The following is an 18,484-nucleotide window of genomic DNA, read 5'->3' on the forward strand; positions in this document are numbered from 1 at the left end:
CTCTCTCAGGGATTCCGCATACCGCATTATCTACGGACATAGCCAGAGATTAGCCTATTTGGCATTCGGGAAAAACAGCTGTTGTTCATTGACTTTAAAGTCAGCAATCGCTTGCTGACCCGCTTCGGAAATCAGCCAGTTATGCCACTGTCGGGCCAGATCGTGTTTGAGGTGGGGGTGTTTCTGTTCCGAGAGCAACAAGCTGCCGTACTGGTTGAACAACACGTCGTCGCCTTCAAAAAGCAGGGTCAGGTTCTGACGGTTACCGAACGCCACCCAGGTGGCGCGATCCGACATCACGTAGGCGTCCATGGCCGCAGCCGTGTTAAGTGTTGGCCCCATGCCGCTGCCCAACTCCCTGTACCAGTCGCCGTCGGGCTCAACACCGGCGTTCACCCAAAGGCGCAACTCGGCGCGGTTGGTGCCACTGTCATCTCCCCGTGATGTGAACGGGGCCCGGGCATTGGCGATGGCCGCGAAGGCCTCGGCGGCGGTTCTGGCGTTGCGGACATCAGCGGGGTCGTTTGCTGGACCAATCAGTACAAAGTCGTTGTACATCACATCCGCCCGCCCGGTGGCATGTCCGTTGTCAATAAATCGCTGTTCGCCGCTGGTGTCATGTACCAGAAGACTGTCGGCGTCGCCGCGGCGGGCAAGCTCAAAGGCCTGCCCGGTGCCCACGGCCACAACCCGCACGTCGATGCCGCTGGCGTTTTTGAATTTGGGCAGAATAGCCTCGAACAGCCCCGAGTTTTCCGTCGAGGTGGTGGAAGCGAGAATGATGTATCCCCCGGCGTACGCACTGAGCGACATGCCCATCGCCATCACGCTTGCACACAGCAGATTCAGGGTCTTTTTCATCGTGTTGTTCCTTCCGCGCATTGGGAGCGTCTTTCAGATCATTTCCTATTCGAATCTTGATAACGGAGCTATTCCACCAGTTCTCCGGTAACAAATGCCTGTGCCTCGCGGGATCTGGGTTTGCTGAAGAAGGTGTTAGCGTTAGTGTGTTCGCGTACTTTTCCCCCAGACAGGAACAGAACGTCACCCGCGAGCCGACGGGCCTGATGTAGATCGTGGGTGGTCATCACAATGCGGGTGCCGCGCTGGTGAAAATCCAGCACGGCGGCCTCAACGGCCTTAATCGCGGTTGGGTCAAGCGCCGAGGTGGGTTCGTCAAGAAACAGCACCTGCGGTGAAAGCACCCAGGCCCGTGCCAACGCAAGGCGCTGTTGCTGGCCACCCGAAAGCACTCGTGCGGGTGTGTGAGCGCAGGCCGACAGGCCAAAGCGTTCAAGGGCATCCAGTGCCAGTTTTACCCGTGCCCGACGCGGAACGTTGTTGACCGCCAGGGCGTGCCGGAGATTGGCCACCGCAGAGCGGCGCAGAAGCACCGGTTGCTGGAACACCATGGCCTGGCGGGGAATGCCCTCATCCGACCAGATAATCCGGCCCTGAGTGGGCGAGAGCAGACCATGGGCCAGTCGCAGCAGGAGGCTTTTGCCGGCGCCGTTGGGGCCCATTACCAGGGTAGGGCCGGGGCCATCCAGGGTGAAGGAACAGGGGCCCAGCAATGTCTTTTCCTCGTGATGGAAGGCGACACCCAGGAAGGACAGTGCCGGTGGTGGAAGCAGAACGGATTTGGAAAAGAAGGGTGCGTTCAGTGAGGTCATCCTGTCCGCCTCCTGCTCAGTTCACCCACAAGATAGGCGCCGGCGTTAATCAGCATGACCAACGTCAAAAGCACAATGCCGAGCCCGAGCGCCAGGGGCAGATTACCTTTGCCAGTTTCCAGCACAATGGCGGTCGTCATTACCCGGGTGACCCCATCAATATTGCCGCCCACCATCATCACCGCACCCACTTCGGCACTGGCCCGGCCAAACCCGGCGAGCAGTACCGTCAACAGCGCAAAACGGGCATCCCAGAGCAGGGTGGGCATCATGCGTGCCCGAGACATACCGAGAGACACGAACTGTTCCCGGTACTCGCCCAGCATCTCTTCCACCTTCTGGCGAGAGAGTGCTGCCAGGATGGGCAGCACCAGCACCACCTGGGCGATCACCATGGCACCGGGTGTAAACAGAAGCCCCCATTCACCGAGTGGCCCGGCGCGGGAGAGCAGCAAATACACCATCAGCCCGGCCACCACCGGCGGCAGTCCCATGAGTGCGTTCAGCACCACGACCACGGCGCCGCGCCCCGGGAAACGCCACAGCGCCACTGCAGCGCCAAGCGGAAACCCCAGCACCGCTGCAATCAGTACGGCCAGAAGCGACACCTGTAGCGAGAGCGCGACGATCTGGATTAGCGAGGCGTCGAGGCTTAACAGCAACGACAACGCCACATAGAACGCATTATTTTCCACTGCTGCGTCTCCTTATTATTTGAGCATCGTGGCGTTTTTAACTACGCTTTGCACAGCCTTCCGGAATTCATGCAGCCTGAAACAGTCCTGTGCTTTCCCCGCGCAGCTGGAGAACATGATGCCCCTTCCTGCTTATCTCACCACCGCTGAGGCCGCCGAGTATTTGCGGCTCAAAGAGCGCAAGGTTTATGACCTGGTCAGCCAGGGCGTGATTCCCTGTGTCCGGGTGACAGGCAAGCTTCTCTTCCCGCGCCAGCGGCTGGATCTGTGGTTGATGAACCACCTGGAGGGTGATGACGCCGTCAGCACGCCGATCCCGCCCGTCCTGGCGGGCAGTCAGGACCCGCTGCTGGAATGGGCGGTTAAGGAAAGCGGCGCGGAGCTGGCTTTGCTGTGCCAGGGGAGCGGCGATGGCGTGCAGAGACTGGTGGATGGGCGCGCCATGCTCGCCGGCATGCATATCTGGCACGAAGAAAGCCAGTGTTACAACGACCCGGCCACCCTGGGTCTGAGTGGCATGCGCGACCTGGTGCTGATCCGCTGGGCAAAACGTCAGCAGGGGCTTCTGCTGGCCGCCGACAACCCTCACCAATTGGTACGGCTAGAGGACATCGCACGCCCCGACATCCGGGTTGCCCATCGCCAGCCCGATGCCGGCGTCAGCCATCTGCTACAGAGTTTACTCGCTCGCCACCGTATTGACGCGAAACAACTCAGATGGGCTGTTCACCCGTCACTCAGCGAGGACGATCTTGCCCTGGCCATTCGCCAGGGCGAAGCGGATATTGGTCTGGGTATCGAAGCGGCAGCGCGCCGCCAGGGCTTGGCGTTTATTCCTTTGCAGCAAGAGCATTTTGACCTGGCCATGCGCCGGCGCCACTACTTCGAGCCGGCCATGCAGCGCTTGCTGGCGTTTGCCCGATGCGAGCGCTTTGTGCAGCGTGCGGAGGCGTTGGGGGGGTATGACATCAGTGAGTTGGGGCGGGTGATTTATAACGCCTGATTGCAGCCGATACCGGACTTCAGGGGGTGCCGTAATCGTTCCGAGGTGATTGTGTTGAACACCGGCACCGCTGAGATCGGTGGCTTTGCAGGCGAGGCCCTGTCGTTTTGACGTGGATGTGGAAAGTCTTAATTTAAATGGTCTAGATAATTCTGCAATTGCTGCCACTGGTGTTGATCTAAAGCGATAGTGGCAACAACTTCCTTGGTCATTTCCGTGAACTTGGGATCGTTTACGATATCCTCTCCGAGCTGCCAAGTGAGTATGTTTTCAACAAAGATTTCCGCCCTGTGTTGTTCGTCATCACTGGATGCCGACTTGATGGCCTCGGCTATTTTTCTTTGTATGTCGGTTTTGGATAGTCGGGTAGAACGCCCAGCGGCTGGGCCCTGGGCTTTTGATGCTTTGCCCCCGCTTGCGGCGGGGGCTCGCTCAGAAAGGCGCTGACGAAGCGTTTGGATGACTTGGTTGATACTGCTAACGGGATCCATAAAGGCTAACCGCCGATCTCCATTTTATTAGTGCTCGGTATCTTCATGCCCGTAGGCGTTAAGTAACAGAGAGTGGCCTGAAGACTGCGACTCGTCGCCCGGCGCATTTTCTACACCTTGAGTGCGTTCCCTGGCGGTGCGCGCATCGTTGAGCACCCTTTGCATGTCACTGTTCAGATCATCGTTAAAGTCATTGGCAGCGATACCGCTGTCTAAAGCTGAAATACACTCATCGAATTCATCTTTAACGAGGTGGAGCATTCCTTTTTTGAATAGCACTAAGGCATGGTCGCCCCCCAGGGTATCAAGCTTTTCCCATGTAAACGCTGCCTCTTCTATATTTCCCTGAGTCAGAAGCAGCAGTCCCAACTGAAACGTTGCAGTTACCATCGAAGCGTCCAGCGCTTCGGCCTGTCTGAGTTCTTCGATAGCTTGTTCGTACATTCCTATTTCAGCATGCAAAGCTCCCATCATATAAATCGCCTTCGCGTTCTCAGGCTCGATATCCAGCAATTGTTTCAGATGCTGGAGCGCCTTATCTGGCTGGTCATTAGCGGATGCATGAAGTGAAAGGTGAAGAAGTTCAGGCGGGGTCAGTGCTGTATTCGCTCCCATTGTATATCCCTATTGTATCGCTGACAGATTTGGCAGAGCTCAAGAATATACCATGCCATTGCTCCCATGCATTGAATTGCCCATCAATTCGCTACGTAAATTCCCAATTCTTCGAAAACGGCTTCTCGCAAGCTAAACAAATTTTCAGATTTTCGGACAAGGGATCATACCGAGCTGAATTGCGCCTGGTGAAGGGCGCCACACCAGAATAGAAGATAGGACAGAGGATAACGGAATGGCAGTCATTGTTGGTGGACACGAAACAGGACTTCTGGATACTTCTAACGCAATTCTTGATCGAAATGATCGAACCCGTCTGGGGCGCGCCGGGCACGGTGAAAACCTTTACGTAAATGCGTCTAATGGAAACCTGATAATCCGCCATGAAGACGCGTTCATGCCGAGCCTTGGTGACGACTATCAGCTTACGAGAACGTACAACGTCCGTGGCAGGTCAAGTGACGCTCATCAGCATGAGGACGCCCGCTGGACTTTCTCCACAACAACCCGCCTGAGTGTGCGTAATGATGGTGGCACTCGCTATTTTGAGGTTGAGTATGGTGATGGTTCATTTTTTCGGTATGAGTATGACGAGAACAAAGGTGTTTACGTCTCCACTGATGGTGCCGGCCCATATGAGACTATCGAAGACCTTGGTACCAACGGGAATACAGAGCCATCCTTTATTCTGACCCAGGGTGATCAAACCAAACTGAGCTTTGATAGCCAGGGTCGGCTTTTGAAGCTGGAGGATACCAACGGCGTTCAGGTCGAATACATCTATGAATCTGATCGATTGGTTCAGGTGCTGGATGACCAAGGTCACGTTCTGAATTATATCTACCAGAACGGTAAGCTCTTTCAGGTAATCGATGAAAGTGAAGGCGTGTTGGTTGAATATCGGTATGAAAGCGGTAATTTGTCGGAGGTAATTGACCGTTTTGGACACTCTACCAAGTATTTCTATACCAACGATGGCTATCTGGAACGAATCGTTCTACCAAACGAGCAAATGGTTGATGGCGAGTTGGAGACTTACGACAACCGAGAGCTGAACTTCGTATACGATACGGTGAATTGGCGCGGAAACAACAAGGCCAAGGCGAAGGTTGTTACTCAGATCGTCGACGCTCAGGGAGGCATCACCACATTTGATTATAACTTCCAGTTTAGTCAGGGCGCAGATAATACCAGTACGAACCCGGGTGAAGAAAACGGCAAGAAAAAAGGGCATTTCAAGAACGGAAAAATCGACACCGGTGACACCACCGATACGTCAACCACGAATGTCGACAAGTTCTTTGAAGGCGGTAGTACAAGAGTTGTTGATGCGCTTGGTAACAACCGAGCGTATTCCAATGATCAGGAGTACGTCGATTGGCGGGTCGCCAATGGATTCTACAGTAACTACGATGCCTCCAGAGCTGCGACAAGTGTTTCCTATCAGGGTCAGGTAGACGCAATTCGCAACGCTCACTCCATGGCTTACACCTACCGGGATGACGGGTACATCACAAAGGTAGTTGACCAGAAAGGCTTCGAAACAACCTATCAGTACGACGAGTTCGATAACCTCATTGCAGTGACCGACCGAAACGCATGGGGTACAACCAACAGCGATGATGCCTACTTCCGGAAGCTGCGGGCTGAACTGGGAATAGTTAACGCAAGCGGCGAGGGCAAATTCGTTAATGAACTTACGGAAGCTGAAATCCAGGCATTGGTTGATGCATTTACCAGCCATTTTGAATACGACGGCAATGGCAATCTGACTGCCTCTATCGACAACGTCGGAAACACCACAACTTACACTTACACAAGTTTCAATAAAATGGCGAGCCGCACCTCTGCGGTAGGTAACGCGCTCGTCACTATGGATACCCCGTTCTATCAGGAAAAGAGGGTGGAACTTGGTTTTTCTGCCTCAGTGGCTGATCTGTCTGAGGCGGACAAAGTCGCGATTCTTGATCTGCACACAACCTATTTTGAGTATGACGGCAACCAGAATCTGATCGAGAGAAGGGATGCAGGTAACGATATTACTCGCTTTGAGTATGATGAATTCGGAAACCTGACCAAGCGCATCGTCTTCCTCGACGCGAGTGATCTTGTTGATCCCGCAAAGCAGCAAGTCACAACCTATGCCTACGACGGCTTCGGGAACAACATCAGTTCGACCGACGCCGAGGGCTATCAAACATTTTCTGAATACGACCACTTCGGAAATCTGACTCGCTTCACTGACGCTAACGGTGGTGTCACAACCTATACCTACGACAAAGACAACCGGTTGCTCACCGTTACCGACCCGGAAGGTCATACCACGATCAACACCTACGATGCGGTGGGTAACCGAATCAGCATCACCGATGCCAACGGGCATACAATCACCCGTTTGTACGATCGCAACAACAATCTTATAGCGACAATTGATCCTTCAGAAACCGATGCCTTGATGGATCGTGTGACCAGTTACGAATACGACGTGGTGGGTAATCGCACAGCGGTAGTGGATGCGGAAGGTCGTCGAACCGAATACCGGTTCAACGCTCGTCGCGAGATGGTTGAGGTTATCAGCGCAAGCGTGCTTGATCAGGCCGGAAATGCAACCAATTACAGCACCACATACCGATATGATGGTGAGGGGAATCGGGTAAGCACAACGAACAATCGCGGCTATACCACAGAGGTTCTGTACACCAGGAATAACCTGGTTCGGCAGCAGACGGATCCCAACGGACATGTCACGCGGATCGATTACGACGCTAATAATAACGAAGTTCAGGTTGTTGCTGGCCTTCAGCTCAGTGCTGCTAAACGCCAGATCCTTCGGTTTTCGTACGACGAGGAAAATCAGCTCGTTACCCGGACAGATGCCGAGGGCAATGTTACCCGGTATGCGTATGATGCCCCAGGCAACCGAGTTGCGACCACAGATGGCAACGGCAATACAACCGAGTACGAGTTTGATGGAAACAACCGGCTCGTTCGTGAGATACGGCCCGAGGTCATAGACCCGTCCACAGGACTACCGGTCCGTTATACAGTCGAACATGTGTACGATGGTAATGGGAACGAAATCAAGACCGTCGATGAAAATGGGCACGCAACACGTTTTACCTTCGACCTCGATGACAAACTGGTGATGGTCGAAGATGCCAACGGCATCAAAACCGTCTTTGAGTACGATTCCAGGCATAATCGTACGGCTGTCATCATCGGCGCGGACGCTCAAGTAGACGCAAACGGCCAAATCGTTGTTGAAAGCGTGGATGGCGCTCAAACCACTCGATACGTCTATGACGAATTCAATCAGGTGGTTGCCCAAGTCGATGGCATGGGTAATGCCCTTGCCGAGAGTGACGCACAGCGCTACCAGGACATGCGTGCAGAGCTTGGTTTTGCTTCTGTTGCCGCGCAGCTGTCGGAACAAGACAAGTCCGCACTCCGTGATCTGTACACAACTCACCTAAGTTATGACCGAGTAGGGAACCTGCTTCTCTCGACCGATCACCTTGGCAGGACAACCGAAAGGACATACGACGCACTTAACCGTGTCGTTTCTGAAAAAGATGCACTAGGGGGAGTTCGCGAGTACGCCTATGACGGAAACAACAACCTTACACGTGTTGTTGATGAGCTGGGCCGGGCCACAACTGCCGCTTTTGACAGCATGGATCGCGAGATTGAAACCGTTGATCCGATCGGTGCAGTCACCTCCCGGGAGTATGATGATTTTGGGAATCTCACCACTGAAACCCGGGCGAGCGGAACCAGCGACGCGCGTACAACAACCTATGAGTACGATCTCAACAACCGCCTCATTAGCCAGTTGGATCCGGAGCAACATCAGCGCCACATTGAATACGATGCGGTAGGTAACCGGATTCGTGTAACCGACGCCAGAGGGAATGCGACTCAATACCTCTACAACGCACTGAATCGAAATGTGAAGATCATTGATCCTCTCAATTTCGAAACCACCATGGAATTTGACGGTGTTGGCAACCGGATCGCGCTGATTGATGCCCGAGGCGGAGTAACCCGCTTCGATTACGACCCGGGTAACCGTCAGATTGCAACCACCGACGCTGAAGGGCGAATCACAACATACGCCTACGACGTTCGTGGAAACCGCATCGAAATGCGCACGGCGGCTGGTACTTCAGAAGAACAAGTCACCGTGATGGAATACGACGCAGAGAACAATCTGCGGCGGGTTATCGATGCGGAAGGTGGCATCACGGAAAATGACTTTGACCGTGTCTACAACCGAACGGCCATTGCTGATGCCAACGGTAACACCACGATTTCTGAGTTCGATGCACTGGATCGCCTGGTTCGCGTAACGGATGCAGAAGGGCAGGTTACGTCCTACCAGTACGATGCCGTGGATAACCGGGTATCACGCACCGACGCCCTTGGGCGCGTTACCGAGTATGTCCATGACGACAATGATCGACTGATTCGGGAAATCGCAGCCGATGGTGTAGAAACTGAGTATCAGTTTGATCTCGTTGGAAATCGCACCTCCATAACCAGAGCCGCCAATACCGCAGACGCTTCAACCCAAACCTTTGTTTACGATCTGGATGATCGCCTGGTTGAGCAGGTTGACGGGGGGGGGAATGTTACCCGTTACGCATACGACGGCAACGATAACCGTACGACAGTTACCGATGCTAATGGCAACACGTCATTCTACACCTACGATGCCAATAATCGGGTCGTATTGATTGAGGATCCCGAGGGTAATCAGGTTCGTTACGCCTATGATGGCAATGGCAATCGGGTTCAGGTAATTGATGGTCGGGGTTATGAGCGAATCACCGGCTATAACGCCAATAACGAAGTCATCCTTGAGGTGGATGCCGAGGGGTACGCGACCACCTATGCCTACGACCACAATGGCAATGTGGCCGAGAAAACCCTGCACATGCAGGCGCTTCCGTTGCCAGTTGATCCGGAAAATCCGCCGGTTCCCCCGTCAAGCGCAAATGACCAAACTACCCGGTTTGAGTACGACAAGCTCAACCGCGTGGTCGGCCAGGTGGATGCCGAAGGCTATCGTAAGGAGTACGTTTACGATGCTGTCGGTAATCAACTTGAGACTCGCCAATACCGCGATCTGGCAGGAACCGACGTCGCAGTTACCCGCAGTTACTATGACGACGTTAACCGAGCTGTCGCCAGGGTCAGTGCGGAAGGTTATCTGACACAGTACGAATACGATTCCGTCGGTAATCAGGTCAGCCGTACAGTTTATGACAACCGGGTCGATGCGACAGTAGGCGGTGTTCCGGCTCCGGCGCCTGGAGATGCAGGCCGCCGTGAACAGTTCGTGTACGACTCAGTGAATCGCCTTATTGAGGAAACCAGTCCTCTTGGCGTCAAAACTCACTATGAGTTCGATGCTCGTGGTAATCGAACAGCACTGATCGAAGCGGTTGGTACTGATGATCAGCGTACAACTCACTTCGGTTACGACCTTGCAGACCGTTTGGTAGAAACAATCAACGGGCAGGGCACCATAACCCGACAGGTCCTCGACGCAAACGGCAACGTTGTAGAGCGTATCGATGCTTATGGGTCAGCGGATGAACGCACAACCCGCATGGCCTACGACGGCAACAATCAGTTGGTATCTCGCACCGACGCCCACGGTGTTGTCATGACAATGGCCTACGACGCCAGTGGTAACCTCGTTCGCACCGTGGAAGCGGATGGGCTGGGAGAGGCACGAGAAACCCAGCGCTTCTACGATGGTAACGGCCAGCTTCTGGCGCTCGTTAACGCAGAGGGCGAGAGAACGGAATATCAGTACGACGGTGCGGGGAACCGCACCCTCACCGTTGAAGCGCCCGGGCTGCCTGAGCAGCGTCAGACCGCTTATGAATATGACCGGGACAACCGGCGCATTGCAATCATTGACGGCGAGGGTGTCCGTACGGAATTCCGCTACGATGGCGCCGACAACCAGGTTGAGATGATCCAGGCGGTAGGTGTGCCCGGCGAGGAACGCCACACCTACCAAAGCTTTGATCTTGATAATCGACTGATCCAGTCCATTGATCCGATGGGCGAGAGCCGGTCATTTTCGTACGACGTGCTTGGTAATCGTGTCCAGGTGGTCGATGAAAATGGTGGCGTTGAGCAGAACACCTATGATGCCATCGGTCGCTTGACCTCCACACTAACGGCAGGTGGAACGCTCATAATCAATGAGTACGACCTGAGAGATAACCTGGTTAGCAGAACCACTTCATTCTCTGACGGCTCGGATGCCAGGTCCGTGACCTTTGATTACGACATTCTCGACCGTCAGGTAAGAATGACGGATGCCAACGGTTTCTCTACAACCACGGAATACGATGTCTTTGGTAACGCGACAAGTCAGACTTCGGGGCTGTATCTTGTTGACCCCGCTTCACCAGACTACGACGCAGCCAAAGCCGCAAGTGCGCATGCGCGCACAACTCACGCCACGTATGACGACCTTGATCGGCTTGTCAGTGAAACCGACGCGCTAGGCACGGTAACAGCCTACAGCTTCGATGCTGTGGGCAACCGCACCTCAATGACCGATGCCGCCGGGACTTCCGAGGCTCGAACGACTGAGTTTGTGTTTGATCTTGTGGGCCGCGTTGTTGAGCAGCGGGACCCCGAGGGCGGCATTACCCGCAATTCCTACGATGAGCTCGGCCAGGTTGTTAAAACCTCGGTTCTCCAGAGCGAGGACGCCGCAGGTAATCAGATCTGGATTGAAAACTTCCGTGAGTACGACCGGAATGGTCGACGGATTGCGGATGTTGACGGCGAAGGCGTCAGAAACGAGTACCAATACGATGCCGTCGGCAACCGGGTTACTACCCGACTTGCCGTTGGCGGTGACGAAGCTGTCACCCACACCGAATACGATCTCAATAACCGGGTGGCTGCAGTCATTGATGGTGAGGGCAACCTCACCGAATATGGCTACGATGCGATTGGTAACCGCATCCTTTCCATTGATCCTCGTGGTGCTGAGACACGGTTCTACTACGACAACGACAACCGTTTAGTTAGCACGCTAAACTCCGAAGGTTACATCACAGAATACAGTTACGACTCTGTTGGCAACCAGCTTGAGCGCCGTGAATATTTTGGCCAGTACGAGGGCGGCGTTCAGGACCTGATACGACCGGATGCCCCCGCTTCCGCAATGGATCGCGTAACCAGCTTTGTTTATGACGCGGAAAGCCAGCTCGTACAGCAGACGAATGCGGACGGTACCGTTACCCGCTATCAGTACGATGCGGTAGGAAATCAGACAACGGTTGTTGATGAAATGGGCCGTGAGACGTCCTTTGCCTATGACCTCAACAATCAGTTGGTTGTGCGTCGTGGTGCTGACGGCGTTGAAACCCATTATGCCTATGACATGGTAGGTAACCAGGTCAGCGTTATTCGTGCCGCAGGAACCAGCGACGAGTCCATTGAGTTGCGCCGCTACGACCTGAATAACCGTCTAGTACAGCGCGTTGACGGCTTGGGCAACCTGGAAACGTCGATTGTGTATGACAAAGCCGGCAACCGCGTTGTTCAGGTTGACGCCAACGGTTACTCAACGGAGTTCGATTACGACCTTAATAACCGGGTTGTCAGTGAGTCTGACGGCGAGGGTAACGTAACCCGTTACAGCTATGACGACCGGGGCAACCTTGCCTCGGTGACGGATGGCAGGGGTTTCACCGAGCTCCGTTTCTACACTGACAACGATCAGCTTTCAGTCAGTGTTGACCGCGAAGGGTTTGCAACCTCCTACCAGTACGATGCTAACGATAACCTGATCGCAGAAACCTTGCACATGCAGCGCCAGCCGCTGCCTTTCGATGCGGCGCAACTCTCCGCTCTGGTTGCCTCAGTCGACGATCAGGTATTGGGTTATGAGTATGACTCACTGAACCGCCTGACCGCGCGGATTGACGGCGAGGGTTATCGCACAGAGTTCCGTCACGATGCCGCCGGAAACGTTATTGAAACCATCGAGTTCCGAAATCAAAGCGGAACCGAGACCTCGGTAAGCCGTAGTTACTTCGATGCGATGGACCGTGAGGTCGCCTACGTTAGCCCTGAGGGTTACCTGTCCACGACACGGTATGACAACGCTGGCAATCGCATTGAGCAGGTTACCTATGAACAGCGCGTTAGTGTTCCTGCGGATGGCTTGCCAACTCCAATTGACGGCGACGTCGGGCGGACAGAAAGATTCGGATACGACGCCCTGAACAGACTGGTAGAGCGCACCAGCGCCCTCGGTGTTGAAACAGCGTACGAATACGATGCACGAGGCAACAGAGTTGCCCTGATTGAGGCTGCAGGCACCGAAGACCAGCGTCTGACGGCGTTCGTTTATGACCTTGCTGACCGTCAAATACAGATAACGGACGCGAACGGCACGGTCACTATGTTACTGCGTGACGCCAATGGCAACATTGCCGAACGCCATGAGGCCCATGGGACCGATGACGCCCGTGTTACCCGGTTTGAATATGACGGAAACAACCGTGTTGTTTCTACCTCCGACACCAAGTACGACGCTGCGGGTAACACCGTCAGGATTGTGTCTGCGGTGGGCACGCCAGATGAGCGTGTTGAAACCTTTGAATACGATAAGAAAGGCCAGACGGTCGTCGAAGTAAACGGAGAGGGCGACCGCACGGAATCGGTGTACGACGGTGCTGGAAACCGCACCCGCCTGACCGTAGGGCCAGGTTCCGATGCTGAGCAAGTCAACCAGTTCGAGTACGACCGGGATAATCGGCTTGTTGCCGGTGTGGATGGAGAAGGCGTTCGCACGGAATATCGCTATGACGGTATTGGCAACAAGATTGAGACCATCCAGGCTGCCGGGGTGCCCGGTGTAGAACGGCACACCTACTACACCTACGATCTGGATGACCGGCTTCTACAGGTTGTAGACCCCATGGGTGGAACCACTCAGTACACCTACGACGTTCTGGGCAACCAGACCGAAATCGTGGATGCCAACGGTGGCGTACAAACCAACACCTTCGATGCCGTTGGCCAGTTGTTGCGGTCTGTTTCTGCGGGAGGTGTTGAAACAACCAATCAGTACGACCTGCGTGGCAACATCGTTGAAACCACTCAGGGTTACCTGGATGGTACCGATCAGCGGACCACCCGTTACGGCTATGACCTTCTCGACCGCCAGATCCTGGTGACGGATCCGGAAGGCTTCAGTACTGCCATGGAGTACGATCCGTTTGGTAACCAGACCCGGATTACCCACGGCCAATACCTCCTGAACCCGACGGACGACGGCTACGATTCGGAAAAAGCGGCGCGAGCATTCCCTCAGTCGAATACGTTCACTTACGATGCAGCCGACCGCATGCTGACCATGGAGGATGGTGTCGGCAACCTGGTGACATACACCTACGATGCTTTGGGTAATCGCACCAGCATGACGGAGGCGGCGAACACCGCGCCGCGGACAACCGAATACCGTTACGACCGGGCGAGTCGACTGGTCGAGACCATTACCCCCGAAGGCGGTATCACCAGGCTGTCCTACGACGAAGCGGGTAATCAGTCTTCGGAGAGTGTACTCCAGAAGATCAAGGATGGCGTGCCCATTTGGTCAAGCCGCACATTCGAATACGATGGCAATGGCCGTGTTGCTGCGGAAGTGGATCCCTACGGTGTTCGTACCGAACATGAATACGATGCAATGGGTAACAAGGTGCTTACCCGTGATGCCGCAGGCACCGTGGATGAGCGTATTACCCGTGCTGAGTTCGACCTCAACAACCGTATCAGCGTAGAAATTGATGGGGAAGGCAATCGTACCGCCTACGAATACGACGCCTTGGGCAACCGAACCAAGGCGACGGACGCGCTGGGCCGGTCGGCCCGTTACTATTTCGATGGCTCAAACAACCTGATTGCCGTGCTCGACCCTGAGGGTTACATCAATACCTTCAGTTACGACTCTGCCGGCAACCGGACCGGTGAAACCGTGCATATGGCGCGCTATACCGGCCCCGTTGATGATCAGATTGCGCCCGCCCCGGCGGCGTCGCCCGATGACCGGATTTCCCAATCAACCTACGACGGAAACAGCCGTGTTATCGAGCGTGTCGAGGCGGATGGCAGCACCACAACCTATGAGTACGATGGTGCAGGCAACCTTCTGCGTGAAGTTCAGTACGCCAACACGCAAGCGCCCCGCGAATTGCATTACACCTATGATCTGAACAACCGACTGGTCACTTTCCTGGATGTGGATGGCACGGTCACCACGTTTACCTACGACGGTGCTAACAACAAGACCAGCGAAACCATTACCAACACCGACGATCCCAATGCGGTGCGACGTACCGAATACGAGTACGATCTCAACAACCGGTTGGTCAACGAAGTGTTTGACCGTGACGGCCTGAATATTACTCAAACCATCGGTTACGACCTTGCCGGCAACGCCATCGAAAAAACCGATGGCAATGGCAGCACGACCAAAACCGAGTATGACCTGAACAACCGTGTCACCCGCCAGATCGATGCGTTGGGTAACGACACCCGATTCGGCTACGACGCCGTCGGCAACCGCACGGCCATTACCGATGCCAACGGCAACACCACGAACATTGTTTACGACAACAACAATCGTGCAACCCAGGAGATCGGCCCCAGAGTTCAGGTTTATTCATCCGCAACCGGTGCGCTGGAATGGACGCGCCCAACGGTTACCCGTAGCTACGATGGTGCAGGTAATGAGATCCAGACCACCGATGCGCAGGGTTACGTCACCACTCGGTATTTTGATAGTAACGACCGGATGGTCGCGGAGATCAACAGCGATAATGTACTGACTCAGTGGAGTTATAACGCTGCAGGGGAGAAGGTGGGCGAGAGCCTCTTCATGACACGCCTCCCAGCGGATGCCCATGATCCGGGTGTAGTTCCAGCAACGCCTGCTGGCGACGTGCGCACAACGGAAATGGAATACGACCTGGCGGGCCGGGTGGTCCGAGTCATCCATCCGGAAGTCGAGGTTGCGTCACTCAACGGCGAGAGTACCGACAATCCCTCCGTGTCCGTCAACCTTGAGCGGCCTGAGGAACGGTTCACCTACGATGCCTTTGGCAACAAGATTGAAACGTTCGATCGGAATGGAAACCGGACGGTTGCATACTACGACAGCATGGATCGTCTGGTTGCCCAGGTTGACCCTGAAGGCTACCTGACGGAGTTTGATTACGACGCCCAGGATAACGTCATCGAGCAGCGCCTGTACGCGGCGGCAATGGATACTGGCGCGATTGTGCCGTCTGACCGTCCAGTACCGCCTGCAGGCACTGTCCTTGAAACCAGCCGTGTTTATGACGCCGCAAGCCGACTGATCGAAGAACGGTCGCCGATGGTGGATGTGTTCGACGCGGCCACGCTGAGCGAAACGTCCGAACGCGTGTTGACACGCTACGGCTACGATGATGTAGGTAATCAGATATCCAAAACGCTGGCCGCCGGTACTCCGCAGGAGTACACCGAGTACACCTATTATGATGCACTGAATCGTCAGGTTGCCGTGGTTGACGGCAACCGTGTGGTCAACCTGATGGCTTACGACGGCAATGGTAACCAGACACTGGCCAAGCGTTTTTTCAATCAGATTAGTGAGTCCGATCTTGCCACCTTGAATGGCGCATCGAATTTTTCCGGTCTGGTAGCCGGGCACGAGAACGACCAGTCAATCCGGAAGCAGTACGACAGCCACAACCAATTGGTCAAGGAAACTGATCTTATGGCGGCGGGTACCGCCGACGATCTGGTCAAAACCTTCGGCTACGATGCCAATGGTAACCAGACCATCGCAACGGATGAGGACGGTTTCACCCAGAAGTTTGCTTACAACGGCCTCGGACAGCTTATCAAGTCGGTGTCCCCGGACCAGAGTGGTACCGTTTACGAACATGATGCCGCCGGAAATCAGATCAGCGCCTTCACCGGTCAGGTAGACGGCGTGCCTGTGCCGGCCAGCGGCACCACCGCCAGCCTGGGACAAGATCTGACCATTGGCTGGAGTTTGCCAGACGGCGCAAGGGCCGCTTCCTACGTGGTTTACGACATAGTAAGCCGGGAAGGCATAGAGGGGTACGCCAACCAGACGGCCACTCAGGGCACCTGGTTCTCTAACCAGGGCTCCGCAACGATTCCGGCTGATGCACTGAGTGCGGGCGACACCCTTTATTACCGGGTAGTGACCAGGGACGCTGGCGGCAGCCTGACCTGGACGGCGGAAGAAGCCGTCACGATACCTCCACGCTTGTCGGATGTAGACGTAACTCAGCGTGCCGACGGTGGGATCGAAGTCGTTGCCCGGTTTGAGGAGGGCGCCGGAAATCCAGAAGTTCAGTACGGAATATCGGGCGCTACCGATAGCACCATCACCATGCAGAACATGGGTGACGGCACCTTCAAGGCTGTTATTGAGGGTGTAATCAATCCTCAGGAACTGGCCTACCGTATTGGCTGGGAAAATGCGCAGGGAGCGAGCTTCCTGAGCAGCGAGACACCGTTCGAGGCTCAAGGTGGCCACACAGGTGTAACAACCAACGTCAACCAGACAACCGTAACCGGGGACGCCGAGGCCACCCAGTACCGAATTGACCTGTCGACACAAGTCCCAGTTGATGTTGCGGACGGACTACTGACGCTCGCAGCCACGTGGGCCAGCCAGGATGATCCGGCTCTGACTGGGTCGACCAGTGTTGAGGGGGTTAATTCAGGCGAGGGCTACAGCACCTACAGCATGACCTTGGGTACGGGCACCTCCCTGCCAGCTGGGACCTATACCGTTACACTGCGGGGTGTTGGTGAAGAAGAGGATACGGTCCTCAATACCTTCGAGGTTACTGTTGGCGAAAGTTTCGAGCCCACCGAAGAGGCAGGGTTGAGTTGGACGGCACCTGCCGTTGGTGACGGACAGCTCGTCATCCTCGACGGCAAAGCCGTGCCTGCTACCCGTGAGGGTGAACAGGTGGTTGTTGCAACCGGGCTGCAACCCGGTGCCAGTGCTGACTACACCGCTTTGTATGGCGATGTAACAGGCCAGCCACACACAACAACGGTCAGAAGCACCGAAATCACCGAAGTGGATGACTCGACGGACCCTGAAACCGTCACGGTACTGGGTTATGACCTACAGATCGGTGCCCAGTTGTCGGCAGAGGAGCTCGCCGCTATCGCCGGTGACGTTCAACTGGCCTGGCGGCCGGCCGGCTCGGGCACCGAGTTTGCCAATACCCAGGCCATGGTACTCGATGGTGACACCCACACTGCCACACTGGAACGTCTGCCCGCAGGTGAGTATGACCTGAAAGTGTTCTACACCGATCAGGATGGCAACGACGTGATCGTTGACTGGCTGCGTGCGGATACGGCTGACCAAGAGACCGTGGCGGAAGGCCAGTCCCTGACGGTATTGGCTTCGGAGACGGACGGCGACGTTACCCGCAACGCTGCGGGAACCCTGTCGGTAGACCCAGGCCTGTACAGCGGCCCCGTCGGTGGCGGTAACGCCGCGCTTTCCCTGTCCACGGAAGCCACGGGCAACGGTGGTGGCAGCAAGTCCGTGGACGGCCGCGACACCGGCTACTTCGTTGAAACCCGTTACAACGCACTGAACGAACGCATCGCCACCAACGCCGAGACCGGTTTGTGGCGTGAGTTTGATGTGGACGCCAATGGCAACGTCATTGCCACCCACAACTTCGGCACCGACGGCGTCGGCGAAGCGCTGACCAGCTATTCCGCCTACGATGGCCGCAACCGCGAAACCGCGCGATTCGACGTGGCAGCTCCGGTTGCCGGGCAGTCTGGCGACGTTCATGCGGTAACCCGCATGGAGTACGACGTTCAGGACAACCTGGTTCGGCAAGTGGGGCCGGATGGCCATACCACCCAACAGGAATGGAACGCCCTGGGCAGCCTGATCAGCGAGAC

Annotated in this window: 7 protein-coding genes; 2 read left to right on the forward strand and 5 right to left on the reverse strand. The window is 55.4% G+C overall.

The annotated features are described in order from the left end of the window. Window positions 1-54: 54 nt before the first annotated feature. The 3 genes from ABIE59_RS06375 to ABIE59_RS06385 form a co-directional block, all read right to left on the reverse strand. On the reverse strand, window positions 55-861 hold the full coding sequence (locus ABIE59_RS06375) for an ABC transporter substrate-binding protein (protein WP_354445308.1): 807 nt from the start codon (window positions 859-861) through the stop codon (window positions 55-57). Window positions 862-929: 68 nt separating this feature from the next. Next, a complete protein-coding gene (locus tag ABIE59_RS06380; RefSeq protein ID WP_354445310.1) occupies window positions 930-1,673 on the reverse strand; it encodes an ATP-binding cassette domain-containing protein in 744 nt (247 codons plus the stop codon). Beyond that, window positions 1,670-2,368: an ABC transporter permease gene (locus ABIE59_RS06385; RefSeq protein ID WP_058092941.1), complete on the reverse strand. Its 699-nt coding sequence runs from the start codon at window positions 2,366-2,368 to the stop codon at window positions 1,670-1,672. Before ABIE59_RS06385 ends, ABIE59_RS06380 begins: the two co-directional genes overlap by 4 nt. A gap of 118 nt (window positions 2,369-2,486) precedes the next feature. Between ABIE59_RS06385 and ABIE59_RS06390 the strand changes: the two genes are divergently transcribed. Further along, complete coding sequence (locus ABIE59_RS06390) at window positions 2,487-3,371, forward strand: substrate-binding domain-containing protein (RefSeq protein WP_354445312.1); 885 nt, start codon at window positions 2,487-2,489, stop codon at window positions 3,369-3,371. A 128-nt stretch (window positions 3,372-3,499) separates the two neighbouring features. Here ABIE59_RS06390 and ABIE59_RS06395 read toward each other — a convergent pair whose 3' ends face one another. Together ABIE59_RS06395 and ABIE59_RS06400 are read right to left on the reverse strand one after the other, a co-directional pair. Continuing rightward, window positions 3,500-3,862 (reverse strand): hypothetical protein, encoded by a 363-nt coding sequence (locus ABIE59_RS06395; protein WP_354445314.1) that lies wholly within the window; start codon window positions 3,860-3,862, stop codon window positions 3,500-3,502. A gap of 27 nt (window positions 3,863-3,889) precedes the next feature. Then, the gene (locus ABIE59_RS06400) at window positions 3,890-4,477 is read right to left on the reverse strand and encodes a tetratricopeptide repeat protein (protein ID WP_354445316.1); all 588 of its coding nucleotides are present in this window, start codon (window positions 4,475-4,477) and stop codon (window positions 3,890-3,892) included. Window positions 4,478-4,712: 235 nt separating this feature from the next. Here ABIE59_RS06400 and ABIE59_RS06405 point away from each other — a divergent pair. Continuing rightward, window positions 4,713-18,484: hypothetical protein (locus tag ABIE59_RS06405; protein WP_354445318.1), on the forward strand; the 13,772-nt coding region annotated here is incomplete at its 3' end.

This window comes from Marinobacter sp. MBR-99 (assembly GCF_040547575.1).
In the GTDB taxonomy this organism is placed as follows: domain Bacteria; phylum Pseudomonadota; class Gammaproteobacteria; order Pseudomonadales; family Oleiphilaceae; genus Marinobacter.

Bases quoted from the DNA above. Each gene is read 5' to 3' on its own strand.
- ABIE59_RS06375 (WP_354445308.1), bottom strand. From the start codon at position 861: ATGAAAAAGACCCTGAATCTGCTGTGTGCAAGCGTGATGGCGATGGGC.
- ABIE59_RS06380 (WP_354445310.1), bottom strand. From the start codon at position 1,673: ATGACCTCACTGAACGCACCCTTCTTTTCCAAATCCGTTCTGCTTCCA.
- ABIE59_RS06390 (WP_354445312.1), top strand. From the start codon at position 2,487: ATGCCCCTTCCTGCTTATCTCACCACCGCTGAGGCCGCCGAGTATTTG.
- ABIE59_RS06395 (WP_354445314.1), bottom strand. From the start codon at position 3,862: ATGGATCCCGTTAGCAGTATCAACCAAGTCATCCAAACGCTTCGTCAG.
- ABIE59_RS06400 (WP_354445316.1), bottom strand. From the start codon at position 4,477: ATGGGAGCGAATACAGCACTGACCCCGCCTGAACTTCTTCACCTTTCA.